The following is a 26,896-nucleotide window of genomic DNA, read 5'->3' on the forward strand; positions in this document are numbered from 1 at the left end:
GCGGCGTCAGATCAGCTCACTAAGCGCCAGACAAATCACAGCAAAGTGGGTTCACAACTAAGGCACCCGATTGCAAGGGACAAATCAAGAACAATCATCTCTGGCGAGCGCTTGAGCACAAGATATTGTGTGTACAACACACTTGACTCCCACTCGTGGCTTGGGAATTCTAACCGGTAGGCGGTGACCGCCTCCTTTTCTACCAGGACCATGGACGCGCCTTTAGCGGCGGGCGCGTGGTGCGTTCCGGGGTGCCACGTCTCTGACATGGCGGGCCACATTTGATGTGGCAGGAAATTGGAGGTTGCTATGCAGGCGACAAACCGACGTAAGGTCGTGCGTGTCCGTGCATATAACCGGTTCCGGCACGGGCGCCATGAGAGTGTATGCTCTCATTGGCGCTCGCTTCCGGGACAGGGTCAGTTCAGCTTTATGGATTAGTAGGCCAGAGCGAACTTGAAACTAGGCGGTCACCGCCGCCTTTGTTCCTCGATTCTGGACGAATCGGTGATTCCCGTCAACCACCGACGATTCGGCGAACCATGTTCGCTGACCGAAGGGTGACACTTGTGCTCCCTGTCTCACAGTCAGTCTCACGCCGACGAATCACGACAGGGACCGGTCGACGTGGTACAATCATCGGTACAAAATCGGAGCATCCCAATGGGGCACACCACGGCAGCTCTCCAGGAAATCTGGGGCGCGCGGGAAAATGGCATCTTCTCTCATCCCCTCCGCCATTTTCCTTGAAAATCAACCACGGCCCGATGGCTTCCCCGCGACAGGCGGGAAGCTGCGGACATCATTGGCCGCAATCGGCACTGAGCCCTAGATCGCTCATATTGTCCTTCCGGATAGGCTGGTGCTTCTCGCCCACGCCGTTGATTTCCCTTATTCCGATAGCGCGTTTTACCCGCTACCCTTCATTGAAACGACAATCAGCAAACGCCCGCTTCCCGCAGGGCGTCATCAGCCTTCCGTCCACCAGCCGCCGCCAATCCGGAGTGCATGAACGATGCTGCGTGATCTGGGTATTGCCCCGAAACTTGGCCTCGCCTCCCTTCTGTTCATCGTGCCCGTCGCCTTCCTGCTTTGGGCGCTGATCGCCAAGCAGGGGGAGGTCATCGACTTCTCCGAGAAAGAACAGCAGGGCACGTATTATCTGCGCGGTCTGGCCGCCGTGCAGATGACCCTGGCCAAGGCGGAGATCGCCGGCAGCAATGTCGATGGCAAGGCCCTGGCCGACCAGGTGCGCAAGCTGGACGCGCAATATGGCGATGGCATGGAGGCGGCGGCCCAGGTCAAGGCCGTGCTGACGGCCCTGGGTGGGGCCAAACCCACGGGCGAGAGCCGCACGGCGCTGCGCGCCCTGATCACGCGGGTCGGCGACAAATCCAACCTGATCCTGGATCCCGACCTGGACAGCTATTACGTCATGGACCTGACGCTGATCAAGCTGCCGGACCTGCTGGACCAGACCAGTGCCATGTACAGTCTGACCCACAAGCTCTATGCCGATGGCAGTGTCGATGCCGATGAGAAGGTCGATCTTTACGTCTCCCTGGGCGGGCTGAAAGCCGTCGCGGACGGGTCCGGCATCTCGGTGAAATCCGCCATCGATGCCAGTGCCGATGGCAGCGTCGCCAAGGCCCTGTCCAAGCCCGACGCGGATGTGCAGGCCTCCTTCAAGGCGCTGCTGGACCAGGGGGAAACCCAGGCGCTGGACGCGGCGGCCACGGGGGCCGCCCTGGCCCGCATCGATGCGCTCTATGCCGCCGGGTCCGCCGACCTGTCGCGCCTGCTGGATACGCGCGTGGGCAAGTTCCACAAGGAACAGATCATCTCCCTGCTGGTCACCGCCCTGCTGTTCGCCATCGCGGCGGGTACGGTGCTGCTGGTGGTGCTGCGCTATATCATCGCCCCGCTGGCCACGCTGACCCGGTCCATGGGTCGGCTGGCCGATGGTGACATGGCCGTGGAGGTGGCCTTCGCCGACCAGAAGGACGAGGTGGGGGCGTTGGCCCGCGCCATGGGCGTGTTCAAGGCCAATGCCCAGCGCAACCGCGAGCTGGAGGAAGAGCAGCAGCGCGAGCAGCAGGCCCGGGCCCGCCGGCAGGCGGCATTGGAGGAACTGGTGCGCGACTTCCAGATGGCGGTCAGCGGCCAGCTGCGCACCTTTGCCAGCGCATCGACCGAGCTGGAGGCCACGGCCCGCAGCCTGTCGGAACAGGCTGACGAGACCAGCGGCCGCACGGCCACCGCCTCGCAAAGTGCCGACCGTGCCACCCAGAACGCCCAGACCGTTGCCGCCGCGACGGAGGAACTGGCCGCCTCCAGTGCCGAGATCGGATCGCAGATCGAACGCACGGCCGTCACCACCAAGGATGCCGTGGCCGAGGCCGACAAGGCGCGCGGCGTGGTGGATGAGCTGGGCCATGTCGTGGATGGTGTGGGCGCGGTGGTGGATTTCATCCATTCCATCGCGGCCCAGACCAACCTGCTGGCCCTGAACGCTACGATCGAGGCGGCGCGCGCCGGTGAAGCCGGCAAGGGCTTCGCCGTGGTGGCGTCGGAGGTGAAGAATCTGGCCAGCCAGACGGCCCAGGCTACCGACGAGATCCAGGACAAGGTCAATGCCGTGAAGAAGGCGGCCGACCATGCCGTCGGCATCATCTCCACCATCGCCCGGATCATCGCCGAGGTGGATGGCAATTCCGGTGCCATTGCGTCCGCCGTCACCGAACAGGGTGCCGCCACGGACGAGATCGCCCGCAACGTCACGGAAGCCGCCGACCGCACCCGCGAGGTGACGCAGAGCCTGGGCACGGTGCGCGAGAGTGCGGAATTCACCAAGGTCGCGTCCACCCAGCTGCTGGCCGCCGCCGGTGAATTGTCGTCCCAGTCCGAGCGGCTGCGCGCCGAGGTGGAGGAATTCTTGTCTGCCATGCAGACGGCCGGGGAGCGCCGGCAGTTTGAACGCCGGGCCTGTACCCTGCGGGCCGAACTGGTGACGCAGGGGCCGCGCGGCCAGGTGAAGCGGGCGGATGTCACCCTGATCGATCTGGGCCTGGGCGGCTGTGCCCTGACCGGGGCGGAGCTGCCGACGGGGACGGAGGTGGAACTGCGCGTCGTCGGCAAGGCGCTGCCCGGCCGCGTCATCAAGCAGGAAGGCACCAGCCTGCGCCTGCAATTCCGCCTGAATGACGAGACGCACGATGCGGTCGAGCATCTGCTGGCGGATCTGGACAAGCGGGCGGCGTGAAGGGGCCGTAGGTCGGGGTGAGCGAAAGCGAACCCCGACCTACGCATCTTCGACGCACATAAACAAATGGCGGCCCGGATCGCTCCGGGCCGCCATCTTCATTTCAGATGATAGGCCGGCGACGGCCGGCCCGCGCCCACGTGGGCGCGTAAGCCAAGCCGCCGGATGGCAGCGCCCGGCTTCTCGAAGGAACATGAACCTCACGCCAGGTCGAACCGGTCCAGGTTCATCACCTTGGTCCAGGCGGCCGCGAAGTCGGAGGCGAACTTCGCCGCCGCGTCGCTGCTGCCATAGACCTCGGCCAGGGCCCGCAGCTGGGAGTTGGAGCCGAAGACCAGATCGACGCGGGTACCGGTCCATTTCACCGACCCGTTGGTGCGGTCACGGCCTTCGAACACACCCTGGGTACCGTCGGTGGGGTTCCAGACCGTGGAGGCATCCAGCAGGTTGACGAAGAAATCGTTCGTCAGCTGGCCCGGCCGCCCGGTGAACACCCCGTGCTGGGAGCCGCCGGTATTGGCGTTCAGGGCACGCAGGCCCCCCACCAGCACCGTCATCTCTGGGGCCGACAGGGTCAGCAACTGTGCCTTGTCGACCAGCAGCTCTTCCGCCGGCAGGCTGTATTCGGCCTTCAGATAGTTGCGGAAGCCGTCGGCGATGGGTTCCATCACCTCGAACGACTCCACATCCGTCTCCTCCTGGCTGGCATCGGTACGGCCGGGCGTGAAGGGTACCGTCACGATGTGACCGGCATCCTGGGCGGCCTTTTCCACCGCGGCGGAACCGGCCAGCACGATCAGGTCGGCCAGCGACACCTTCTTGCCGCCCCCGGCATCGGCATTGAACGCCGACCGGATCCCCTCCAGCGCCGCCAGCACCTTGGCCAGCTGCGCCGGCTGGTTGACGATCCAATCCTTCTGCGGGGCCAGACGGACGCGGGCGCCATTGGCCCCGCCGCGCTTGTCCGACCCGCGGAAGGTGGAAGCCGAGGCCCAGGCCGTGGCCACCAGTTCCGACACCGACAGGCCGGATGCCAGCACCCTGGCCTTCAGCGCCGTCACATCCGCCGCATCGATCAGCGCATGGTCGACGGCCGGCAGCGGGTCCTGCCAGATCAGGTCCTCCGCCGGGACTTCCGGGCCCAGATAACGCGCCTTGGGCCCCATGTCGCGGTGGGTCAGCTTGAACCAGGCCCGGGCGAAGGCATCGGCGAACTGGTCGGGATTGGCGTGGAAGCGCTTGGAGATTTCCAGATAGGCCGGGTCGACACGCATGGCCATGTCGGCCGTGGTCATCATCGGCGCATGGCGCTGGCTGGGGTCATGGGCGTCGGGCACGGTGGTGGCCGCCGCCGGGTCCTTGGGCTTCCACTGGTGGGCGCCGGCCGGGCTCTTGGTCAGTTCCCATTCATAGCCCAGCAGCGTGTCGAAATAGGAATTGTCCCACTGGGTCGGCGTCGGCGTCCAGGCACCCTCGATACCGCTGGTGATGGTATGGACACCCTTGCCGGTGCCGAAGGTGGATAGCCAGCCCAGGCCCATGGCCTCCAAGGCACCGCCTTCAGGCTCCGCGCCCACATGCTTGGTATCGCCGGCGCCATGCGCCTTGCCGAATGTGTGGCCGCCGGCGGTCAGGGCCACCGTTTCCTCATCATTCATCGCCATGCGGGCGAAGGTTTCGCGGATGTCTCGGCCGGACGCGGCGGGGTCCGGGTTGCCGTTGGGCCCTTCCGGGTTCACATAGATCAGGCCCATCTGCACGGCGGCGAGCGGGCTTTCCAGCTGGCGGTCGCCCTCATAGCGCTTGTCGCCCAGCCAGGTATCCTCCTTGCCCCAATAGATATCCTCTTCCGGCTCCCACACGTCCGGACGGCCGCCGCCGAAGCCGAAGGTCTTGAAGCCCATGGATTCCAGGGCGACATTGCCGGCCAGGATCATCAGGTCGGCCCAGGAGATGGCGTTGCCGTATTTCTGCTTGATGGGCCAGAGCAGGCGGCGCGCCTTGTCCAGGTTGCCATTGTCGGGCCAGGAATTCAGCGGTGCGAAACGCTGCGTGCCCGACGACGCACCGCCGCGCCCGTCGGCCGTGCGATAGGTGCCAGCGCTGTGCCAGGCCATGCGGATGAACAGCGGGCCGTAATGGCCGTAATCGGCCGGCCACCAATCCTGGCTGTCGGTCATCAGCGCGGTCAGGTCGGCCTTCAGCCCCGCATAATCCAGCTTCTTGAAGGCTTCGGCATAGCTGAAGGCGCCGCCGAACGGATCGGACAGGGCGGTGTTCTGGTGCAGGATGCGCAGGTTCAGCTGGTTGGGCCACCAGTCACGGTTGGATCGGCCGCCGTGGGTGGTGCTGGGGCGGATCCCATGCAGCACAGGGCACTTGGCGCCACTCCCCATATTGTTCCCGTCCATTCTTATCTCCAATTCATGGCTGCGGTTGTCAGGACTGCAAGGGACGGCGACACCGCACACGTGCGGCGCCATCGCCCCTCAGGACGACTTCGAACATGGACTTTGTGAAAGACCGTGCCGGCCGGGGGTGTCCCGAAATGGGACCGGCGCACGGAACCCCCTGACGTTCCGGGGGTCCGGAACACGCATGCGAACCTTGCGGGTGCTGCGACGCGGCTGGGACATGGGGGGCTCCTCATCCTCGCTGGAATGGTTCTAACAAAATCAGGCAATAAGTTTAAGTTGGATTTTCTGATTGTCGTAATAAGATACTCTTATGACAAACATGACCCTGAAACAGCTCCGCTATTTCGATGCCCTGGCCCGGCTGGGCCATTTCGGGCGTGCGGCGGATGATTGCGCCATCTCCCAGCCCGCCCTGTCGATGCAGATCAAGGAACTGGAGGAGGTGCTGGGGGCGCCTTTGTTCGAACGCGGGCCACGGCAGATCTGGCTGACCGGCTTCGGGGAGGAATTCGCCACCCGCGTGCGCGATATCCTGCGTTCGGTGGACGAGCTGGGCGACCTGGGCCGGGCGGCGCGCGACCGGCTGGCCGGCCGGCTGCGCATCGGGGTGATCCCGACGGTCGCACCCTATCTGCTGCCCGCCATCATCGGCGATCTGACCCGGCAGAATGCGGATCTGGACATCCATGTGCGCGAGACGGTGACACCCCGGCTGCTGCATGAGCTGCTGGAGGGGCGGCTGGACACGGCGGTGGTGGCCCTGCCCGTGTCGGAACCATCGCTGACCGAAGTGGCCCTGTTCGAGGAGAATTTCGTGCTGGTCCGCCCGGCGGAGGAGGAGGGCAAACCCGTTCCCGGCCCGGATGCGCTGCGCGAGATGCGCCTGCTGCTGCTGGAGGAAGGGCATTGCTTCCGCGACCAGGCCTTGTCCTTCTGCAACATGCATTCCGCTCTGCCGCGGGAGCTGCTGGACGGGTCGTCCTTGTCCACCCTGGTGCAGATGGTGGGGTCGGGCATCGGTGTCACCCTGATCCCGGAAATGGCGGTGCCGGTGGAAACACGCTCCGCCTCCGTCTCCATCGCCCGGTTCAAGGCCCCGGAACCGTCGCGCACCATCGGCATGGTCTGGCGCAAATCCAGCCCGCTATCCAAGCAGCTGCTATCCATTGCAGACTTGGTGCGCCGGGCGGGCGAGGCGCAGAAGCAACAGCTGCCGTAAACTTATGCTGCCTCAATCGCCGGGCGCCCACATCCGTGGGCGGTGGCTACGCCGCATGACCGTTGGCCTCACACCACCAGCTTCAGCCCCAGCCCCGCCATGGTCAGGGCGATGACCCCGTCCAGCGCCCGCCAGGTACCCGGCCGGGCGAACAGCGGGCGCAGCAGCCGCGCCCCATGGCCCAGGGCCAGGAAGAAACTGAAGGAGGCGGCGATGGCGCCCAGTGCGAACCAGCGCCGATCCTCCCCATGCCCCGCCGCGATGGACCCGATCAGCAGCACCGTGTCCAGATAGACATGCGGGTTCAGCCAGGTCAGTGCCAGGCAGGTGGCCAGCGTCGCCGCCCGCCCCTTGCCCGCCCCTTCCGCCGGTGACAAGCCTTTGCCGGGCCGTAGCGCCGACCACAGCGCGCGCACCGCATAGGCCAACAGGAAGGCCGCCCCGGCATAGCGCATCACCGGCACGACCGCCGGTACCGCCGCCTGTATCCTGGCCAGCCCCTCCACCCCCGCCAGGATCAGCAGCGCGTCGGAGAAGGCGCAGGACAGGCTGACCGCCCAGACATGCTCCCCCCGCAGCCCCTGGCGCAGCACGAAGGCGTTCTGCGCCCCGATGGCGACGATCAGGCTGAGACCCAGGAGAAAGCCCGGCAGGATATGGGCGGTCATGGCGGCACCGGCTGGCAAGGGATAAGGACATCTCCGGCCTATCACCCTGTGCGGAATTAGCGTAGATAATCCTTCTAATCCTAATTAAGAGATGCTTCATCCATGCTGGATTACTCCTTGCTGGAGGCGCTGGCCGCGGTGATCCGCACGGGCGGATTCGACCGGGCGGCACGGCAGCTGAACGTCACCCCGTCCGCCATTTCCCAGCGGGTGAAGCTGCTGGAGGAAAGGATGGGGGTCGTGCTGGTGATACGGGGCCAGCCCTGCACCGCCACGCCCGCCGGCCTGCGCCTGTGCCAGCATGCCGAACAGGTGGCGCTGCTGGAAAGCGAGCTGTCCTCCGCCTTGCCGGGGCCGGCCCCGGCAAGGGTGCCGCTGCGCATCGCCGTCAATGCCGACAGCCTGGCCACCTGGTTTGTCGCGGCCATGGCCGCATTGCCCGACAGCCTGTTCGATCTGGTGCTGGACGACCAGGATCATAGCGCCGACTGGCTGCGCAAGGGGGAGGTGCTGGCCGCCGTCACCGCCGGCGGCGGCACGGTGCCCGGCTGCGACAGCCATCCGCTGGGCGTGCTGCGCTATGTGGCCACGGCCAGCCCCGGCTTCATGCGCCGGCATTTCCCCGCCGGGGTGGATGCCGGTTCCCTGGCCGCCGCCCCCTGCCTGACCTTCAATGCCAAGGACGGCTTGCAGGCCGCGTGGCGGGCCCAGGCGCTGGGGCCGGCAGGGGCCGCCCTGTCACCGCCCACCCATTGGCTGCCCTCGTCCCAGGCATTCATCGATGCGGCCCTGGCCGGCATCGGCTGGGGCATGAATCCCGTGCTGCTGGCCGCACCGCATCTGGCGGCGGGGCGGCTGGTGCCGCTGCTGCCGGACACGGAGCTGGACGTGCCGCTGGTCTGGCAGCGCAGCCGCATGGCCAGTGCCACCCTGTCCGACCTGACCCGTGCCGTGCGCCGGGTGGCGGCGGACCAGTTGTTGCCCATCGGCAATGGATAGATCGCGTTCACTCTTGCGCCGCCCGCCCTTTCCCGCCACCCTGGGTTGGCCGGCGGCGGAAGTTCGGTGGCCATGAGCGATGCTTTCACCCTTGATCCCGTGGAGGGGCGCGACCAGGTGCGCCACCCGCATCTGCGCCTGCTGTATGACGCCTGGGTGGCGTCGATGATGCCGGAACAGCCGTTGCCCGTTGCCGACCGGCTGTTGCAGCTGGCCCAGACCATATTGGCCGACGATCTATGGTACCTGGAGATCATCGGGGAAGGGGAGCGGCCCGACTTCATCGGCCGCTTCTTCGGCCGCACCACGATGGAGAATTACGGCATCGACCCTACCGGCCGGCGGATCAGTGAATTCGCCCGCCAGCCGGTTTTCGCCCGCATCATGCGGGTGCTGGGTTCCGTCGCGGCATCCGGTCTTCCCATGCGCTTTGCCGCCGAACAGTCGGTGATGTCCGATGGCGGGCTGCTGGAGGTGGAGGCGCTGGCCCTGCCGGTAGGGGGACCGGACGGGCGCCTGCTGGGGGTGCTGGGGGCAACAACGGCTCGGCCATCCTAAAAGCGGCTTTCAAGTACCGAAAGCCGCTTCGGCGGCGACTGCCGCCGCGCGGCACATGCCGCGTGAGCCAAGCCGCCGTATGGCGGCGCCCGGCGTCTGAGGGAACATGCATAAAGTCCTTGGCACGCTGGTTGCTTCTATTGAGGCAAACCACCGATCGAACCGGACGCCACGCCATGAACCGCACCGCCACTGCCAAACGCCAGAAAGTCCGCAAAGCCATGGCCTCGCTGCTGGCGGGCACGCTCTGCCTGGGTCTGGCGGGCTGTTCGGCGCGGCCGCTGGCGGTTTCGATGCCGATGAAGCCGCAGCCGGTGTTGCAATCGGCCGGGCAGTGGCAGGTGGTGGCGGACGACGTGGCCTCGGCAATTTCCGCCCACCTGGAGTTCCAGATGGGCAGGAAGGTGCCGGTGCAGGTCTATATGATGCGCCGTGACGATACCTTGTTCGCCGATGCCTTCCTGTCGGCGGTGACCACAAGGCTGGTGCAGCAGGGGCATCTGGTTTCCGTCGATGCGCGGCCCGACGTGGTGGCCGTGGGCATCGATGTGCTGACGGTTAAAAGCAGCGGCCCCCGCATGGCGGCCGACCCGTTCCCCGGTCCCCTGACCATTCTGGCCGCCGGTGTCGGTCTGGCCTCGCGCCTGACGGGGGGGGACATGGCCAAGTTCCCCTGGGGCATTTCCGCCGGCGTGGCGGCCGTGGGGCTTGAGGCGCTGAACGCCAAGCCGCCGGAGACGGATACGGAGATGATCCTGACCGTTTCCATTGCGCGCGAAGGCTATTACACCTTCCGCACCAGTGCCGTTTATTATGTCAACAGCGACGATCTCTGGCATTACGATGGCCAGCCCGGCATGGGCGGCCGACGCACCATCAACCTGAATTCCGCCCCGCAAGGGTCGGTGATGTACGATCTGGCCGGCAAGCCCTACGTGATGAAGTGAAGCCAGCAGCATGAGATTTTGGCTCATGCTGCTGGAGGCCGGCGCCTGCCGGCCCGGCGCCTGAGGGCGCATGCATATGATCACCGCCGTTCCGTCACCGTCGACAGCAGGGCGATGCCCAGCAGGAACAGCACGATCACCGTGGCCATGCCCGCGCGCTGCGTACCCAGTCCCGTGACGGCCGCGCCATAGGCCAGCGGGCCGATCACGCCCACCGCCCGGCCGGTCAGGGCGTAGATGCCGAAGAATTCCGTCTCCAGCCCCGGCGGGGAGATGCGGGCCATCATCGACCGTGCGGCGGCCTGCGCCGGCCCGAAGAACAGGCCCAGCCCCATGCCCAGCAGCAGCAGCCATTGCTGGTCCGGCGTGAAATCCAGCGGCAGCGACAGCACCGGCGCCCAGCCCCACCAGGAGGTCCCCACCAGCACCATGCAGGTGCCGGTGATGATCAGCCCCACCAGACTGACCAGCAGGGTCGGCTTGGCCCCCAGCTTGTCGTCGGCCCAGGCGAAGCCGATGGCGCCCAGCCCGGCCGCCACGTTCAGCGCGATGGCGAACAGGATCAGCTGCGCCTCCACCATGCCGAAGACGATGCCGGCATAGATGCCGCCAAACGCCGTGATGGTGTTGATCCCGTCGCGCCACAGGGCACTGGCGATCAGGAAGCGCAGCGTGTTGGCATGCTTGGGCATCGCCTTCAGCGTGGCGCCCAGCCCGGCCAGCCCTTCCCGCACGGCCCTTGCCGCCGTCACCCCCGCCTCGTGCGTCCGGTCGGGCACCAGCAGGAACAAAGGCAGGGCGAAGATCGCGTACCAGATGGCGACTAGGACGGAGGTGGCGCGCACCGGCTGCGCTTCCTCCTTGCCGATCAGGCCGAACAGCGGCGGATCGGCCTGCAGCAGCAGGACCAGGCAGAGGACCAGACAGACCAGCCCGCCCAGATAGCCCACGCCCCAGCCCCAGCCCGACACGCGGCCCAGATGGCTGCGTGGGGTGATGACGGGCAGCAGCGCGTTGTAGAATACGTTCGACAGTTCGAACGCCGTGCTGGCGATACCGACCAGCAGCAGGGCCGGCAGGGCATAGGCCGGGTCGGGCTTGACCAGCCATAGCAGGGCCGATCCGGCCACCGCAATGACAGTACAGGTGGCGAGCCAGGGCTTGATGCGCCCGCCCCGGTCGGCGATGGCGCCCAGCACGGGGGACAGCAGCGCGATGGCCAGCCCCGACAGGCCCAGCATGAAGGCCCAGTCGGCCGACCCCTGGTCCGGGTTCTCCGCCACCCCCTTGGTGAAATAGACGGAGAAGACGAAGGTGCCGATGACGGTGTTGAAGGCCGACATGGCCCAGTCATAGAGGCACCAGCCGGCGACGGCGGGCGGCTTCAGCCCCGGCACCGCCATGATCTCAGGCGACCGTGTAGCGGGCGCGGGCTCCGCGCTCCAAGGCGGCGGCCGTCAGCCGGTCCACCTCCAGCCCGTGGCGCAGCAGTTCCAGCAGGCGCAGTTCCTCCTGGCTGGCGGTGCGGTCGGCGGCCACCACTTCACAGGCCAGCATATAGGCGGTCTCGCGCAGGCTCTTGGGCAACGACCGCTTGATCATGGTGATGGCCGCGTCAAGCCCGTCGGTGGCTCCCAGCAGTTCCCCGCATTCACCGGCCACCTGCGGCAGCTTGTGCGGGTCGAAATCGGCAAAGACCGGCAGGAAGCGGATATTCTCGCCGATGGCGTGAAGCTCCGCATCGGTCATGTTGCCGTCCGATGCCGAGGTCAGCACCATGGCGTAGATCAGGGCGCGGTGATGGTCGATCATCCTGTTCTCCTGTCGGGCGGGCAAGTGCCGCCAGTAGGGTGCAAGGCCCCGGTCGCCGTCAAGCATGGCGGCGTACTATGTCGTGAGACGTTTTGGCGTAGGCGACATCCCTCATCTGGAATTGTCACGGCGGCGACTGCCGCCGCGCCGCTCGTGCGCTGTCAAGCCAAGCCGCCGGATGGCGGCGCCCGGCGCCTGAGGGAACAAGAAAACCTAAGCGTCCACCATCTCTGCCGCCCGCGCCAGATCGACGGAGACAAGCTGGCTGACGCCGCGTTCCATCATGGTGACACCGAACAGCCGGTGCATGCGGGCCATGGTCAGCCGGTGGTGGGTGACGATCAGGAAGCGCGTGGCGCCATCGGCGGCCATCTCCTCCACCATATCGCAGAAACGGCCGACATTGGCCTCGTCCAGGGGCGCATCCACCTCGTCCAGCACGCAGACAGGGGCCGGATTGCACAGGAACACGGCGAACAGCAGCGACAGGGCCGTCAGCGCCTGTTCCCCGCCCGACAGCAGCGACAGGACCTGCAATTTCTTGCCCGGCGGGCTGGCATAGATCTCCAGCCCCGCATCCAGCGGGTCCTCCGATTCGGTCAGCTTCAGATGCGCGGTGCCGCCGCCGAACAGCCGCGTGAACAGTCGCTGGAAATGCCCGTCCACCAGTTCGAAGCTGGCCAGCAGCTTTTCCCGTGCCTCGCGGTTGATGGCGCCGATGCCCTGGCGCAGGCGGGCGATGGCGGCGGTCAGGTCGTCGCGTTCGGCCGTCAGCTTGGCTGTCTGCTCCTCCATCTCCGCCAGTTCGACCTCGGCGCGCAGATTGACCGGGCCGATACGTTCCCTGTCCTCCAGCAGGCGCGCCAGACGCTGTTCCAGCTGGGTGGGCGGCGGCATCTCCTCATCGGCATCGACACCGGCCACGGACAAAACTTCACCCGGCGCGCAATCCAGCTTCTCCCGCACCCGCTCCACCAGTGCGGCCAGGGCGGTCAGCGACTGGGAAACGGCGGCTTCGGCATGGGCGCGGGCTTCGCGGGCGTCGGCCAGGGCGGCTTCCGCCTTGCGCACGCCCTGGTCGCTCTGGGACAGGGCGGTCTCCGCCTCGGCCAGCGCGTCACCGGTCTGGCGGCGGTTTCGTTCGGCGGCGGCGATATGGCCGCGCAGCGCCTCGCGCTCCGCCTCGATCTCGATGGGCCGTTCGGCCAGCATCTCCAACTCGGCCTGTCCCTCCTCGGCCCGTTCCGTCAGTTCCGACAGGCGCGCCGCCGCCCCCGCCACGCGGGCCTTCCAGGAGGCTTCTTCCGCCTCCAGTGCGGACAGGCGGCGGCGGCGCTGTTCGGCGTCGCGCCGCACCCGGTCCACGGCCCCTTGCGCGCCGGTCAGGTGCCCGCGCTGTTCGGCCACCATCCCACGGGCGTCGGCTACGTCCATGCGCGCCAGGGTGGGGTCGGGCAGTTCGTCCAGTGCCGCTTGTGCCTCGGCGGCCATGCGCGCGGCCTCCCCCTTGTCGGCGCCCAGCACCTCCAGCGCCTGGGCCAGGGCGTCGCGCTTCGACCGGGCGGCGGCGGCTTCCCCGGTCAGGCGGGACTGGGCGGCGCGGGCCTGATCGACGGCGGTGAAGGCCAACCGCACCGCCTCGCGCGCCTGCCGGTCGCCGGCAATGGCGGTTTCCTGCGCGCGTCTGGCGGCCAGGATGGCGGCATCGGCATCGGCCGCCACCTGCGCATGGGCGCGCCGCGCCTCGGCCGTCGCCGCGTCGGCCGCTTCCAGCTCCGCCTCGATCTCCGCCAGCCGGTTGCGCTGGGTCAGGCGGATGGCCGCCGCCGTGGGGGCACCCGGCGTGCTGGTCAGCCCGTCCCAGCGCCAGGCGCCACCATCACGGCTGACCAGCACCTGGCCGGGCGACAGGGCAGGGGCCAGAAGCCGCGCCGTGGCGGCATCACCCACCAGCCCGATATGCGACAGGCTGCGGGTCAGTTCCGCCGGTCCCCGCACATGGGCCGACAGCGCCTCCACCCCATCGGGCAGCGGGACGATTGTGGCCAGGGGTGGCAGGTTGCGCCAATGCCGCGCCGCCGCCTCGTCCAGTGGTGCCGTCAGATCATCCCCCAGGGCTGCCGCCAAAGCCTGCTCATAACCGGCGGCCACCGTCACCGCATCGATCAGTGGCGGGAACAGGTCCTCCTCCTCCAGGTTCAGCAGGGCGCGCAGCCCGTCGCGCTCCGCCCGCAGCAGGGTGCCCCGCGCCTCGGCACTGGACAGCCCGGCGCGCGCCTCGGCCAGGGCGTCCTGCCCGTCGGCGCGCACCTGTTCCAGGGTGCTGTCGGCCGCCTGCTTGGCGGCTTCCGCCTCTTCCGCCGCCGCGCGCGCCAGTTCCTGCCGTTCTTCGGCCAGGGCCAGCGCCTCGGCCGCCGCCTCCAGCACCGTCTCGTCACCGACCCGTGCATCCAGATCGGCCAGCTGTCCGGCCTGCTCCGCCAGCCGTTTCTCCAGTGTGGTCAACCGTGCCTGCGCATCGCGCAGACGGCTGGATGCGCCGGTGCGGGCGGCTTCCTCCGACGCGGCCTTCTCCAGCGCACGGGACAGGTCGCGCTCCGCCGCCTCCACCGTATCCCGCGCCGTCAGCAGCGCCTCTTCCGCCGCCTCCAGTTCCATCGCCTCCTCGCCCTGCGCGTCCAGCAGGCCGGCGCGTTCCTCAGCCAGCCGGGCGGCCGCACTGTCGGCATCGGCGGCCAGCGACCGTTCGCGGGCAAGATCGGTGGCCAACTGCGCCAGCCGGCGCTGCGTGGCGCCATGCGCCTCCTTGACCCGCGCTTCTTCTGCGTCCAGCTGTTCGCGTGCCAGGATCAGGCGCTGCAAGGCGGCCCCGGCGGCGGCATCCTCCTGACGCAGCGGCGGCACGGCGTCTGCCGCATTGTCGCGGGCATTGGTGGTGCTGGTGACGGCCAGCATCTGGTCGCGCACAGCCTGATCGGCGGCGGCATGCCCATCGCGGGCCCGGTCCAGCAGCCGATTCGCCTCCACCCAGCGCTGATGCAGCAACTGCGCCTCGGCCCGGCGGATATGATCCTGCAACTGACGATAGCGCTGGGCCTGGCGGGCCTGTTTGCGCAGGCCCTGCAACTGCCCGTCCATGGCGGCCAGCACATCCTCCAGCCGCGTCAGATTGGTCTCTGCCGCACGCAGGCGCAGTTCGGCCTCATGCCGCCTGGCATGCAGGCCGCTGATCCCCGCCGCCTCCTCCAGCAGCTGCCGCCGGTCGGCGGGCTTGGCATTGATCAGGGCGCCGACGCGGCCCTGGCTGACCATGGACGGGCTGTTGGCACCCGATGAATGGTCGGCGAACAGGATCTGCACGTCGCGGGCGCGCACCAGCTTGCCATTGATGCGGTAATCCGATCCCGACCCGCGCTCCAGCCGGCGAGTGATCTCCAACTCGTCGGCGTCGGTGAAGGGCGGGGGTGCTGTCCGGGCATTGTTGCCCAGCACCATGGTCACTTCACAGATATTGCGGGCCGGACGGGTCGCGGTGCCGCCGAAGATGACATCGTCCATATCCTCGCCGCGCATGCGCTTGGCGGAGGTTTCGCCCATGGCCCAGCGCAGCGCTTCCAGCAGGTTGGACTTGCCGCAGCCATTGGGGCCGACGACACCCGTCAGCCCCGGCTCGATCAGCAGCTCGGTCTGATCGACGAAGGATTTGAAACCGGAAAGGCGGAGCTTGGTGAACTGCACGGGGCGACGGGTCCGGGAAAGCGGAACGATGAAGGCTCAAGCCGGCTGCCGCCGCCCCGCTTGCGGTCAGGATGCCTTGCGCTTGGCGCCGGCCTTGACCACGGCGTCGGTCAGCTGGTCCAGATAGGCGCCGGCGATGACATATTCGCCATTCACGATGAAGGTCGGCGTGGAATTGACCTGATGTTCCTGGGCCGCCGTGTACTGGCTCTTGATGATGAAATCCTCCAGCGGCTTGGTGGCCATGCAGGCATCGAACTGTGCCTGGGACACGCCGGCCAGCTTGCCGATATTGGCTAGGTTGACCAGGAAGTTCTGGTTCAGCCACGTGGCCTGGCTGCCGAAGATCGCGGTCTTCAGTGCCTGGGTCTTAGCCCCGCCGGCGCAGCGCATCAGCATATGGGCACGCAGGCCCGGGCCGTTCAGCGGATAGTCGCGGAAGATCAGCTTCACTTCACCCGTGTCGATGAATTCCTTCTTGAAGGTCGGCAGCATCTCCTTCTCGAAATGCGCGCAGTGCGAGCAGGCCAGCGAAGCGTATTCGACCACCGTCACCTTGGCGTTCGGGTTGCCATAGACGATGTCGGCCGTGGCGGCCTTCACATCGATGACAGGGGCGGCCTGGCCCAGGGCCGGCAAGGATGGGGCCAGCGACAGGGCGGCACCGGCGGCCAGAAGCTGACGACGGGAAAAGTCGGAACCGCTCACGGGTAGGAACTCCACCAGGGGAAATATTGGCACGACTATAGGGGGATGATCATGGCGGCGGCAAGGCGGTTGCGGGACGCGGACCGGACAATGAGCGTCGTTCAGGCTTCCGCGCCATCTTCCTGCTTCCCATCTTCCGCCGGTTCCACCTTCGTCCCCAGCATCCCCTCCATCCGCGTCAGCGCTTCGGCATTGGCGCGCAGGCTGTCGGCCTCCACCTGCCGGTAGAGCGAAACCAGTTCCCGGCCCCAGTCGGTCAGGGCCGTGCCGCCGCCGCCGCTGCCGCCGGTCTGGCCGGTTACGGCCGGTTGGGTGAAGGCACGGTTGATCTGGTCGACCAGCAGCCAGGCCCGGCGATAGGACATGCCCATGGACCGGCCCGCCGCGGCGATGGAACCCGTAGCCTCGATCGCTTGCAGCAGTTTGATCTTGCCGGGGCCGATCTGGCTGCCATTGGCGAAATCCAGGCGCAGGGTCAGGCGGGTCATGGGTCCATCCGGGGGAATGAAAAGGGGCGGCCGTTGCCGGCCGCCCCAACAATTGGGTGCTAAAAGCCCCCGGCGTCAATGGCCGCCGGCACCCGCCTTGGCCCGCCGCTTCTTGGCGGCCAGCAGGTTCAGGCTCTCCACCCCCACCGAGAAGGCGATGGCGAAGTAGAGATAGGCCTTGGGGATATGGAAATGCAGCCCGTCGGCGATCAACGCCACGCCCACCAGGATCAGGAAGGCCAGCGCCAGCATCTTCACCGTCGGATGGTCCTGCACGAAGCGCGACGTCGGGCCGGCCGCGAACAGCATGACCAGGACGGCGATGATGACGGCCGTGATCATCACCGGCAGGTCATTGGCCATGCCCACGGCCGTGATGACGCTGTCCAGCGAGAAGACGATGTCGAGCACCAGGATCTGGGCGATGACACCGCCGAAGGTGGCCACCACGCGGGACTTGCCCTCCTCCTCGTGCTGGCCTTCCATCGTGTGGTGGATCTCCTGTGTGCCCTTCCATAACAGGAACAGGCCACCGCCCAGCAGGATCAGGTCGCGGGCCGAGATGTCCAGGCCGAAGGCACTGAACAGGGGCGTCGTCAGCGACACGATCCAGGCGATGGACGCCAGAAGGCCCAGACGCATGATCAGCGCCAGCGCCAGGCCAAGCTGCCGCGCCTTGGCGCGCTGCGCCTCGGGCAACCGGTTGGCCATGATCGATATGAAGATGATGTTGTCGATGCCCAGCACGATCTCTAGCGCCGTCAAGGTCGCCAGACTGGCCCAGGCATGAGGGTCGGATAGCCATTCAAACATGTATTCCACCTGCCAATGGAAATGGTTCATTAAGAATAGCACCATATTGGGACCATTTGCCGCCGCACAAGCCGCCTTCGGTGGCTCTTGCGGGGCCGGCCCATCGGGCATAGCGTGACCGGCAAATCGGACACAAAAGGAACCATGCCCATGCGCCGTCTGGCCCGTACGCTGCTCCTCTCCTCCCTGGCCCTGCTGCCGCTGATGGCACCGATGGAGGCGGGGGCGGAGACGGTGCTCCGGCGCGGCATCGGGTCGGCCCCCGGCACCATCGATCCCGGCAAGGCCGACCTGCACCCCGAATCCATCGTCATCTACGATCTCTATGAAGGGCTGCTGACCCCCGGGCCGGAAGGCAAGCCCATCGCCGGTGCCGCCGGCAGCTGGGAGGTCAGTCCCGATGGCCGCACCTACACGTTCCACCTGCGCCCCGAGGGCCGTTGGTCGGACGGGACGAAGGTGACGGCCAAGGACTTCGTCTATGCCTGGCGCCGTCTGGCTAGCCCGGTGCAGGCCTCTCCCTATGCCTACTATGTCTGGCCCATCGTCAACGGCAAGGAGGTGACGGCCGGCACCAAGCCGCCCACAGAGCTGGGGGTGGAGGCCGTGGGCGACCTGATCTTCCGGGTCAAGCTGGTGGAACCCGCCGCCTATTTCCTGGGCCAGATCGCGCACCAGTCGATGTCGCCGGTGAAGGAAGGCGTGCCGGCCGGTCAGGTGGTGGGCAACGGCGCCTACAAGCTGGCTGAATCGATCCCGCAGACGCATCTGAAGCTGGTCAAGAACCCGAACTTCCGCGACGCGGCGAACGTGAAGATCGACACCGTCATGCATTACGTGACGGAGAATGTGGATACCGAACTGAAGCGTTATCGCGCCGGGGAACTGGACGTCACCTACACCTTGCCCATCACTGCCGTGGACTGGGCCCGCAAGGAGGCGGGGGCGGATTACACGCCCACCCCCACCTATTCCACCTTCTTCCTGGCCGCCAATCTGACGCATGAGCCCTGGAAGTCGAACCCCAAGCTGCGCGCCGCCCTGTCCATGGCCATCGACCGCGACGTCATCGTCAACAAGGTTCTGCAGGGCGATCTGCGCCCCGCCTACACCTTCACCCCGCCGGGCCGGGTGGCGGGGTACGAGCCGCCGCGCCCCGCCTGGGCCGACCTGCCGGCCGCCGAGCGCGACGCCCAGGCCAAGAAGCTGCTGGTGGAAGCCGGCTACGGGCCGGGGGGCAAGCCCCTGCCGCCCGTGGAAGTGCTGATGACCCAGAACGAGAACAACAAGCGCACCCTGATCGCCGTCAGCGCCATGTGGAAGCAGAAGCTGGGCGTGGAGACGGTCCTGAACAACCAGGAATTCCGTGTCGTCTCCTCCATCGGCAACCAGAAGACCTACAAGGACCTGCTGTTCTATGGCTGGATCGGCGATTTCCCCGATCCGATCAATTTCCTGAAGCTGCTGCGCAGCGATGTGGCCCAGCAGAACTATCCGGCCTATGAGAACAAGGCTTATGACGCGCTGCTGGACCGCGCCAATGCCAGCCTGGACCCGGCCGAACGGCTGTCCCTGCTGGGCCAGGCGGAGAACCTGTATCTGGCCGACTTCCCGCTGATCCCGATCTTCCACAATACCCGCCGCCGCCTGGTCAACCCGCGTGTCGTGGGCTGGAACAGGACGCCGCTGGACCAGAATCCGTCCCGGTTCCTGGATGTGAAGGGCTGACCCTCCCGTAGGTCAGGTCGAGGGCGCAAGCCCGAGCCCTGACATCCTTTGGCACCGTCGCTTGTCAGGGCTCGCCTTTGGCTCGACCTGACCTACGCATTTGGAAGACAGATGAAAACCACCCGCCTTCTGCCCTTGCTGGCCGCCTTCGCCCTGGCGCCCCTGTCAATCCCTGCCCAGGCCGAAATGGTCTATACCCGCGGTTCCGGCGCCTCGCCCGACACGCTGGACCCCACCAAGTCGGAATTGCAGCCGGCCGCGCGCATCATCTACGATCTGTTCGAGGGGCTTTATTCCCTGGACGCCAGGGGCCAGGCCCGCAAGGGCGTGGCGGAGGGCCATAGCGTCAGTGCCGATGGCCGCGTCTATACCTTCACGCTCCGCGCCGATGCCAAATGGTCGGACGGTACGGCGGTGACGGCGGCGGATTTCGTCTTCTCCTGGCGCCGGCTGGCCGATCCTAAGCATGCCTCGCCCTACGCCTATTTCGTCTGGCCCATCGTCAATGGCACGGCGGTGACGGCGGGCAGGATGCCCACGGACAAGCTGGGGGTGGAGGCTTTGGATGCCCGCACCTTGAAGGTCACCCTGGAACGGCCCACCGGCTATTTCCTGGCCTCGCTCCAGCATCTGGCCATGGCCCCGGTGAATAAGGCGAATGTCGAGAAGTTCGGGGAGAATTTCACCAGCCCCGGCAACATGGTCTCCAACGGCGCCTACAAGCTGGTGGAATATGTGCCGCAGTCGCACATCAAGACGGTGAAGAACCCGTTCTATCACGATGCCGCGAATGTGAAGATCGACACCGTCCTCTCCTACCCGATCGACAATCAGGACACGGAATTTAAGAAATTCCGGGCGGGCGAGCTGCTGTCCACGGAAAACCTGCCCAACCCGCAGATCAACTTCGCCAAGGAAAATCTGGCATCGGCCTATACGGCCGGACAGACCTATTCCACCTATTACATGTCCTTCAATCTGAAGAACGAGCCCTGGAAATCCAACGCCAAGCTGCGCGCCGCCCTGGTGCTGGCCGTGGACCGGGAGACCATCGCCGACAAGGTGGTGGGCGGGGGCGAGAAGCCGGCTTTCACCTTTACCCCGCCGGGCAATGTCGGCGGCTATGAACCGCCCAAGCCGGAATGGGCCGCCTGGCCGCAGGCACAGCGCGACGAGATGGCCAAGAAGCTGTTCGCGGAGGCGGGCTACGGGCCGGGCGGCAAGGAGCTGCCGGAGATCGAGATCCTGCATTACACCAACGACAATGCCCGCAAGGTCGTGGTCGCCGTGGCCGCCATGTGGCGGCAGAAACTGGGCGTGAAGACGCGGCTGAACAATCAGGAATTCCGGGTGGTGGCCAGCATCGGCAACCAGAAGAGCTATCCGGACATCATGTATTACGCCTGGATCGGCGATTACCCGGACGCCAATTCCTTCCTGCAACTGTTCCGCAGCGATGTGGAACAGCAGAACCTGCCCGGGTACAAGGACCCTTCCTATGACAAGCTGCTGGACGAGGCCAATGCCAGCACCGATCCGGCCAGACGCATCGAACTGATGAAGCGGGCCGAGGCGCTGGCGCTGGCAGCCAACAGCATCGTGGCCCTGACCCACAATACGCGGCGCCGGCTGGTCGATCCGCGGGTCAAGGGCTGGGTGCCCAACCCGCTGGATTTCAACCTGTCGCAGTATCTGGAAGTAACGAAGTAAGGGGTTTTGGGGGCGCCGATCGGCGCCCCCGGATGCCTTAAAGCCCCAGCACGTCATCCATCGAATAGACCCCCGGCGCCTTGCCGGCGGCCCACAGGGCGGCGCGGACGGCACCGCGGGCGAAGATGGTGCGGCTGCCGGCCTTGTGAGTCAGTTCCAGCCGCTCCGCCTCGGTCGCGAACATCACCGTATGCTCGCCCACCACATCGCCACCGCGCAGGGTGGCAAAGCCGATATCGCCGACCTTGCGCGCACCCGTGTGCCCGTCGCGCACGGCGTCCTTGACCTCCATCAGGTCGACCCCGCGTCCGGCGGCGGCGGCGCGGCCCAATGCCAGCGCGGTGCCGCTGGGCGCATCGACCTTGTGGCGATGGTGCATTTCCACCACCTCGATATCCCAGTCGGGCCCCAGGGTGGCGGCGACCTTGCGCACCAGGCCGGCCAACAGGGTGACGCCCAGGCTGAAATTGGCGGAAACGACCAGGGGCGCCTTGGCACCCGCTTCGGTCAGCCTGGCATGATCGTCCGCCGTCAGGCCGGTGGTGCCCACGATCAGGGCGGTGCCATGTTCGGCAGCCAATGCCGCATGCGCCACCGTGGCGGCAGGGGCGGTGAAGTCGATCACGGCATCGGATGCCGCGAACAGCGCCGCCGCATCATCGGTGATGACGACGCCCACCGGGTCGGCCCCGACCAGCGTGCCCAGGTCGCGGCCGATGCTGGCCGACCCGGCCCGTTCCGTCGCACCCGACAAGGTGGCGCCTTTCGTGCCCAGCACCTCGCGGATCAGCATCTGCCCCATGCGGCCGCCACCGCCCACGATCCCGATACGCATGACCTTGCCTCCAAGCTTTCGTCGGAAGGACGGATAGCATGCCGGGCGTCCGGGATCAGCCCCCGGAAAGGCAATCCACCAGTGAGCGCATGTTGAAGCGCATCAGCTTGCCATACAGGTCCGGCCCGTCGGGAATGTCCGCCCCTTCCGGGTCCAGCACGCCGGTACGGGCCTTGGTTCCTTGCGCCAGGGTGCGGACCAGGGCCGGTTCGAACTGCGGTTCGGCGAAGACGCAGACGGCACCGGCCTTGTTGATCCGGTCGCGCAGCGCCGACAGGCGGGCCGCCCCCGGCGGCTGATCCGGCGACACGGTGATGGCGCCGGCCGCCGCCAAGCCATACCGGTCCTCCAGATAATGATAGGCGTCATGGAACACGATGAAGGGCTTGTCCTTCACCGGGGCCAGGGCGGCCTTCATCTCCGCATCCAGCGCATTCAGGGCCCGCTTCTGGCTGTCGGCATTGGCCCGGTATGTGGCCGCCCGCTCCGGGTCCAGCATCGCCAGACGGGTGGCGATCAGGTCGGTGATGGCCTTGGCGTTCAGCGGGTCCAGCCAGACATGGCCGTCGCTGTCCAGGTCGCCGCCGGGCCGGTCCTCATGCGCATGGTCATGATCGTGCGCTTCCCACGCCCCGCCCGTGCGCACCGGCAGCAGCCGCACCGACGGCTCCCGCACCAGGGTCAGTACCTGGGCATCCTTGGCCAGGGTGGTCAGCGGCTTTTCCAGGAAGGTTTCCACCGGATGCCCGGCCCAGACCACCAGTTCGGCCCCGGCCAGGGCCTTGGCATCCGATGGGCGCAGGGCGAAGGCATGGGGATTGGCGGCCCCGCGCACCAGCAGGTAAGGATCGCCCACCCCCTTCATCACGCCCGCCACCAGCGAATGCAGCGGCTTCACCGACACCACGACATCAGGCGCCGGTGCGGCGTGAACCGGCATCGCGAGCGTGGCCAGCAGCAGGGTCAGGGACAGGGCACGGAACATCGCAGACTCGGACTGTAAGGGGTACGGAAGGACAGACCTGCAGATTTGTTATATTGTAACGTTTGTCAAGGCGCCGGCCATGGCGTAAACCCTGCGACAGGCGCAGGGCAGCTCAGCCCACCGCCGCTGGAGGAGTCGCCGTCCCTTGTCCACCCCGCTTTTGAGCGCAGAGGGTCTCAGCCTGTCGCGCGGCGACCGCGCCGTGCTGGACAATGTCTCCCTGCGGGTGGGGGAGGGGGAGATCGTCACTCTGATCGGCCCCAATGGCGCGGGCAAGACCAGTCTGGTGAAACTGTGCCTGGGCCTGGTGCAGCCGGATGCCGGCCGTGTCACCCGCCGGCCGGGCCTGTCCATCGGGTACATGCCGCAGCGCCTGACCGTGGATGCCACGCTGCCTATGCCCGTCTCCCGCTTCCTGTCGCTCTGGTCGCGACCGACGCGCGCCCAGATGCTGGAGGTGCTGACGGAGGTCGGGGCGGCCCATGCCATCGACCGGGCGGTACAGACCCTGTCGGGCGGGGAATTGCAGCGTGTGCTGCTGGCCCGCGCCCTGTTGCGCCAGCCCGACCTGCTGGTGCTGGATGAACCGGTACAGGCCGTGGATGTGCACGGGCAGATCGAGCTGTTCGAACTGATCGGGTCCATCCGCAACCGGCGCGGCTGCGGCGTGCTGCTGGTCAGCCACGATCTGCATCTGGTGATGGCCCGCACCGACACAGTGATCTGTCTGAACCGGCATGTCTGCTGCCAGGGCAAGCCGGAGGATGTGTCGCGCCATCCCGAATATGTCGCGCTGTTCGGTCGACATGCTGAAGCGCTTGCCATCTATCATCACAGTCATGACCATTCCCATGCCGATGATGGCTGCGTCGTGCCGGTGGGACAGGAACACACGGCCCATAGCGATCATCATGGTTGCGGCCACGACCATCACCACCATGGCCATGGGCATCACGAGGGGCATCGCCATGGATGATTTCCTGCTGCGTGGTCTGGCGGCCGGGATCGGGCTGGCGCTGGTGACAGGTCCCCTGGGCTGCGTCGTCGTCTGGCGGCGCATGGCCTATTTCGGCGACACCCTGTCGCATTCGGCCCTGCTGGGCGTGGCGCTGGGCTTCCTGGCCGGGATCGGCAGCCAGGCCGGCATCGTCCTGGTCTGCCTGTCCATCGCCGTGGCCCTGACCTTTTTGCAGGAACAGCGCCGGCTGGGCAGCGACACGCTGCTGGGCATCATCTCCCATTCCACGCTCAGCCTGGGCATGATCGCGCTGGCCGTGCTGGGCAGCGTGCGGGTGGACCTGCTCTCCTATCTGTTCGGCGATATATTGGCCGTGGGCGTGGACGATCTTTATGCCATCTGGGGCGGCGGAGCGCTGGTGCTGGCCTTGCTGGCCTGGATCTGGCGCCCGCTGCTGGCGCTGATCGTGGATGAGGATCTGGCAAGGGTGGAAGGCGTGCCCGTGCGCCGCGTGCGCCTGGGCTTCACCCTGCTGATCGCCGTCACCATTGCCCTGGCGATGAAGGTGGTGGGCATCCTGCTGGTCACCGCCCTGCTGATCATCCCCGCCGCCGCCGCCCGCCGTTTCGCGCGGGGGCCGGAAGGGATGGCGCTGCTGGCGGCCCTGATCGGGGCGGGGTCGGTGGCGGCGGGCCTTGCCGCGTCGCTTCAGGCCGATGTGCCCACCGGGCCGGCGATCGTGGCGGCGGCGGCCATCCTGTTCCTGGCCAGCCATGTGGTGCCGGCGCGGGCGTGACGGCAGCAGTCTTTCCTGACCGCCATCCGGCATCTGAGGGTGCAGAACAAAAATACCCCCGCCGCCCAGGCAGGGGCGACGGGGGTAGTTACTCTGGAGAGAGGAACTAAACTACTCAAGTTTCGGGTGCCGCCCCCGGCCCCGGGGCCGCCGTTGAAGGGGCGGGCTGGCGGGACCGGAAGACCGGGGGACGGGCTTCCCAGCATCGCGGGCCGGCGGTGGATGGGGCGTCCAGGTTTCCGCGGCACGGACCGATGTCTCGGGTGGGATTGAGACATCGGCTGCGATATTGCTTTTACGCCACAGGCAAATGGTTCCTGTCGCCAAGCCCCGAAAAAATTTCACCATCACCGACGACAGCCGGTTCCCGCAGCCGACAGGGGTTTGCGCCCCGGCCCGTGGAAGGGGCATGCTGGCGACGAAGCGGCTTCCGTCACCGCTGGACCTGCCGGGGCGTGACGCCCGGCAGTCCGGTGCGGCCGGGCGGGATCGATACAAGGATGCGCAGGTGACCGTGACCGGTATGGCTCTTGCGGATTCCAGGGATGATGATGACAGCCTGCTGGCGCGGATCGCCGACGGGGACAGGGGTGCGTTCACGCTTCTGGCCACCCGTCACAGCGCCCGTGCCCTGTCCGTGGCCCAACGCGTTCTCAACAACGCGGCGGAAGCGGACGAGGTGGTGCAGGAGGCCTGGGTCAAGGTCTGGACCAAGGCCGGCCAGTGGGAGGCGGGCGGCAGCGCCCGTTTTCCCACTTGGCTGCACCGGGTCGTGGTCAATCTCTGCATCGACCGTCGCCGCCGGAAAGGGTTCGAGGCGCTGGACGATGCGCCCGATATGCCCGATCCGGCACCGGCAGCCGGCACGCTGATCGCGCGCCGGCAGATGTCGGAGACCATAGCGGTGGTTCTGGCCGAACTGCCCGAACGGCAAAGGGTGGCCGTCTCCCTTTGCTATTACGAGGAAATGAGCGCCGCCGAGGCCGGGCGGATGTTGGACCTTTCGGTGCCGGCGGTAGAATCGCTGCTGGCCCGTGCCCGGCGCGCGTTGCGTGGCCGGCTGACCGCCCTGGGGATCACGGGCGTGGGGGAGGATGAAGAATGAGGGAACCGAAACTGATCGCAGGCGGGAAGGAGGCCATGGGGATGGCCGCCTTCCAGGCACTGCTGGAACAATATGGGGCGGAGCCGCGGCGCTGGCCCGACGATCTGCGCGCATCGGCAGAGTCCTTGCTGGCCCTGTCCGTGGAAGCGCGGGCCGAACAGCACCGGGCGGCGACGTTGGATGCGCTGCTGGACCGGCTGGAGGCGCCTGCCGTCAGCGATGCCCGCGTGGCCCGTGTCGTGGCCGGCGCGCTGGCCGACTTGGCCGTGCCGGGAATGGTGCGCGCCCGTGTCCCTTTTCCGCGGCGCGTCGCGGATTTGCTGGCGCCCCTGGCCCTGGCATGGCCGCGCGCGGCGGGTCTGGCGGCTTGTACGGCGGCTGGCATCCTGGTCGGCGCCTTTACGCCCGTCACTTCCACGGCGGCCGGCGGCACTGGTGCGGAAGGTACGGTCGCGGCGGCAACCGCCAATGACCTGCCCACCGCCCTTCTGACCCCTTCCGCCCTGGAAAGCCTGTTCCAATGAACCGCGACCGCCTGATCCGGACCGCGCTGCTGGCGTCGGTCGGCCTGAACCTGTTCCTGCTGGGCACCATGGTTCCACGCTGGCTGGGGCCGAAGCCGCCCCATGCCGACAAGATCATCATGGCCGGGCCGGAAGGGCCTGGTGGGCCCATCGGGCCCGGTGCCCCGTTCTTCGCCATGCGCCGGATGCTGGACGATCTGCCGGAATCCGATGCCAAGATTTTGAAGGATCATTTCGGTTCCGACATGGAGAAGTTCCAGGACAAGGCACGATCATTCCGTGATCGTATTGATCGCCTGCGCGACCTGATGCGCGCCGATCCGTTCGATGCCGCCGCCCTGCGGACGGAACTGGACAGTGCCGCCGAAGAGCGTGAAGGGATGGAAAAGGCCCAGACGGATGCCATTGTCGAGGTGCTGGGCAAGCTGTCGCCGGAAGGCCGCCGCCGGCTGGCCGATATCCGTGCCCCGCGCATGATGGAACGGCGGATGCCCCCGCCGCCGGGTGGCATCCCGCTTGATGCCGACCGCGCGCCGATGGCGGCCCCACCGCCGCCTCCGCCGGGGGAGGGCGGCAGGTAAGGACAGGCCTACCCCCTCCCCCGTAAAGCGGGAGGGGGTAGGCCC

22 protein-coding genes are annotated in these 26,896 nt (G+C 67.1%); 12 read left to right on the forward strand and 10 right to left on the reverse strand.

Going from position 1 to position 26,896, the window contains the following annotated elements; all coding sequences use genetic code 11:
- The first annotated feature begins 1,015 nt into the window (after positions 1-1,015).
- On the forward strand, positions 1,016-3,262 hold the full coding sequence (locus ACM9HJ_RS27260) for a methyl-accepting chemotaxis protein (RefSeq protein WP_416574948.1): 2,247 nt from the start codon (positions 1,016-1,018) through the stop codon (positions 3,260-3,262).
- A 200-nt stretch (positions 3,263-3,462) separates the two neighbouring features.
- On the opposite strand, the gene katG is transcribed toward ACM9HJ_RS27260, so the two are convergent.
- Entirely contained in the window at positions 3,463-5,673 is a 2,211-nt protein-coding gene (gene katG, locus ACM9HJ_RS27265) for a catalase/peroxidase HPI (RefSeq protein ID WP_416574949.1), read from the reverse strand.
- A 316-nt stretch (positions 5,674-5,989) separates the two neighbouring features.
- Between katG and ACM9HJ_RS27270 the strand changes: the two genes are divergently transcribed.
- Positions 5,990-6,898 (forward strand): LysR substrate-binding domain-containing protein, encoded by a 909-nt coding sequence (locus tag ACM9HJ_RS27270; RefSeq protein WP_416574950.1) that lies wholly within the window; start codon positions 5,990-5,992, stop codon positions 6,896-6,898.
- 68 nt (positions 6,899-6,966) lie between these two features.
- On the opposite strand, the gene ACM9HJ_RS27275 is transcribed toward ACM9HJ_RS27270, so the two are convergent.
- Positions 6,967-7,566, reverse strand: a complete 600-nt coding sequence (locus ACM9HJ_RS27275) for a LysE/ArgO family amino acid transporter (RefSeq protein WP_416574951.1) — start codon at positions 7,564-7,566, stop codon at positions 6,967-6,969.
- Positions 7,567-7,668: 102 nt separating this feature from the next.
- Here ACM9HJ_RS27275 and ACM9HJ_RS27280 point away from each other — a divergent pair, with 102 nt between their 5' ends.
- The 3 genes from ACM9HJ_RS27280 (at position 7,669) to ACM9HJ_RS27290 (ending at position 10,070) form a co-directional block, all read left to right on the forward strand.
- Complete coding sequence (locus ACM9HJ_RS27280; protein ID WP_416574952.1) at positions 7,669-8,565, forward strand: LysR family transcriptional regulator ArgP; 897 nt, start codon at positions 7,669-7,671, stop codon at positions 8,563-8,565.
- A gap of 72 nt (positions 8,566-8,637) precedes the next feature.
- The gene (locus ACM9HJ_RS27285; RefSeq protein ID WP_416574953.1) at positions 8,638-9,123 is read left to right on the forward strand and encodes a hypothetical protein; all 486 of its coding nucleotides are present in this window, start codon (positions 8,638-8,640) and stop codon (positions 9,121-9,123) included.
- Positions 9,124-9,299: 176 nt separating this feature from the next.
- Entirely contained in the window at positions 9,300-10,070 is a 771-nt protein-coding gene (locus ACM9HJ_RS27290) for a hypothetical protein (protein WP_416574954.1), read from the forward strand.
- Between the two features lie 80 nt (positions 10,071-10,150).
- Here ACM9HJ_RS27290 and ACM9HJ_RS27295 read toward each other — a convergent pair whose 3' ends face one another.
- The 6 genes from ACM9HJ_RS27295 to ACM9HJ_RS27320 form a co-directional block, all read right to left on the reverse strand.
- Complete coding sequence (locus tag ACM9HJ_RS27295; protein WP_416574955.1) at positions 10,151-11,473, reverse strand: MFS transporter; 1,323 nt, start codon at positions 11,471-11,473, stop codon at positions 10,151-10,153.
- A gap of 4 nt (positions 11,474-11,477) precedes the next feature.
- The gene (locus tag ACM9HJ_RS27300) at positions 11,478-11,882 is read right to left on the reverse strand and encodes a tellurite resistance TerB family protein (RefSeq protein ID WP_416574956.1); all 405 of its coding nucleotides are present in this window, start codon (positions 11,880-11,882) and stop codon (positions 11,478-11,480) included.
- A 213-nt stretch (positions 11,883-12,095) separates the two neighbouring features.
- Positions 12,096-15,620 (reverse strand): chromosome segregation protein SMC, encoded by a 3,525-nt coding sequence (smc, locus tag ACM9HJ_RS27305; protein ID WP_416574957.1) that lies wholly within the window; start codon positions 15,618-15,620, stop codon positions 12,096-12,098.
- Between the two features lie 66 nt (positions 15,621-15,686).
- Positions 15,687-16,328, reverse strand: a complete 642-nt coding sequence (locus ACM9HJ_RS27310) for a DsbA family protein (protein WP_416574958.1) — start codon at positions 16,326-16,328, stop codon at positions 15,687-15,689.
- A 101-nt stretch (positions 16,329-16,429) separates the two neighbouring features.
- Positions 16,430-16,816, reverse strand: a complete 387-nt coding sequence (locus ACM9HJ_RS27315) for a winged helix-turn-helix domain-containing protein (RefSeq protein ID WP_416574959.1) — start codon at positions 16,814-16,816, stop codon at positions 16,430-16,432.
- A 75-nt stretch (positions 16,817-16,891) separates the two neighbouring features.
- Positions 16,892-17,629: a TerC family protein gene (locus tag ACM9HJ_RS27320; protein ID WP_416575004.1), complete on the reverse strand. Its 738-nt coding sequence runs from the start codon at positions 17,627-17,629 to the stop codon at positions 16,892-16,894.
- 150 nt (positions 17,630-17,779) lie between these two features.
- Between ACM9HJ_RS27320 and ACM9HJ_RS27325 the strand changes: the two genes are divergently transcribed.
- Together ACM9HJ_RS27325 and ACM9HJ_RS27330 are read left to right on the forward strand one after the other, a co-directional pair.
- Positions 17,780-19,357, forward strand: a complete 1,578-nt coding sequence (locus tag ACM9HJ_RS27325) for a peptide ABC transporter substrate-binding protein (protein WP_416574960.1) — start codon at positions 17,780-17,782, stop codon at positions 19,355-19,357.
- Positions 19,358-19,468: 111 nt separating this feature from the next.
- Positions 19,469-21,067: a peptide ABC transporter substrate-binding protein gene (locus ACM9HJ_RS27330; protein WP_416574961.1), complete on the forward strand. Its 1,599-nt coding sequence runs from the start codon at positions 19,469-19,471 to the stop codon at positions 21,065-21,067.
- Between the two features lie 37 nt (positions 21,068-21,104).
- On the opposite strand, the gene dapB is transcribed toward ACM9HJ_RS27330, so the two are convergent.
- Both dapB and ACM9HJ_RS27340 read right to left on the reverse strand, forming a co-directional pair.
- Entirely contained in the window at positions 21,105-21,902 is a 798-nt protein-coding gene (gene dapB, locus ACM9HJ_RS27335; RefSeq protein ID WP_416574962.1) for a 4-hydroxy-tetrahydrodipicolinate reductase, read from the reverse strand.
- A gap of 55 nt (positions 21,903-21,957) precedes the next feature.
- Positions 21,958-22,887 carry a zinc ABC transporter substrate-binding protein gene (locus ACM9HJ_RS27340; RefSeq protein WP_416574963.1) on the reverse strand — a complete coding sequence of 310 codons (930 nt, stop codon included), beginning with the start codon at positions 22,885-22,887 and terminating at the stop codon, positions 21,958-21,960.
- A 145-nt stretch (positions 22,888-23,032) separates the two neighbouring features.
- Between ACM9HJ_RS27340 and znuC the strand changes: the two genes are divergently transcribed.
- From znuC to ACM9HJ_RS27365, 5 genes are all read left to right on the forward strand, one after another.
- Entirely contained in the window at positions 23,033-23,863 is an 831-nt protein-coding gene (gene znuC, locus ACM9HJ_RS27345; protein WP_416574964.1) for a zinc ABC transporter ATP-binding protein ZnuC, read from the forward strand.
- On the forward strand, positions 23,799-24,641 hold the full coding sequence (locus tag ACM9HJ_RS27350; protein WP_416574965.1) for an iron chelate uptake ABC transporter family permease subunit: 843 nt from the start codon (positions 23,799-23,801) through the stop codon (positions 24,639-24,641). The genes znuC and ACM9HJ_RS27350 overlap by 65 nt, the downstream gene beginning before the upstream one ends.
- Before the next feature lie 409 nt (positions 24,642-25,050).
- On the forward strand, positions 25,051-25,746 hold the full coding sequence (locus ACM9HJ_RS27355; RefSeq protein WP_416574966.1) for an RNA polymerase sigma factor: 696 nt from the start codon (positions 25,051-25,053) through the stop codon (positions 25,744-25,746).
- Positions 25,743-26,270 carry a hypothetical protein gene (locus ACM9HJ_RS27360; RefSeq protein ID WP_416574967.1) on the forward strand — a complete coding sequence of 176 codons (528 nt, stop codon included), beginning with the start codon at positions 25,743-25,745 and terminating at the stop codon, positions 26,268-26,270. The genes ACM9HJ_RS27355 and ACM9HJ_RS27360 overlap by 4 nt, the downstream gene beginning before the upstream one ends.
- Positions 26,267-26,851, forward strand: a complete 585-nt coding sequence (locus tag ACM9HJ_RS27365; RefSeq protein WP_416574968.1) for a periplasmic heavy metal sensor — start codon at positions 26,267-26,269, stop codon at positions 26,849-26,851. Before ACM9HJ_RS27360 ends, ACM9HJ_RS27365 begins: the two co-directional genes overlap by 4 nt.
- Positions 26,852-26,896: the final 45 nt, after the last annotated feature.

Source organism: Niveispirillum sp. KHB5.9, assembly GCF_048066115.1.
Lineage (GTDB): Bacteria > Pseudomonadota > Alphaproteobacteria > Azospirillales > Azospirillaceae > Niveispirillum.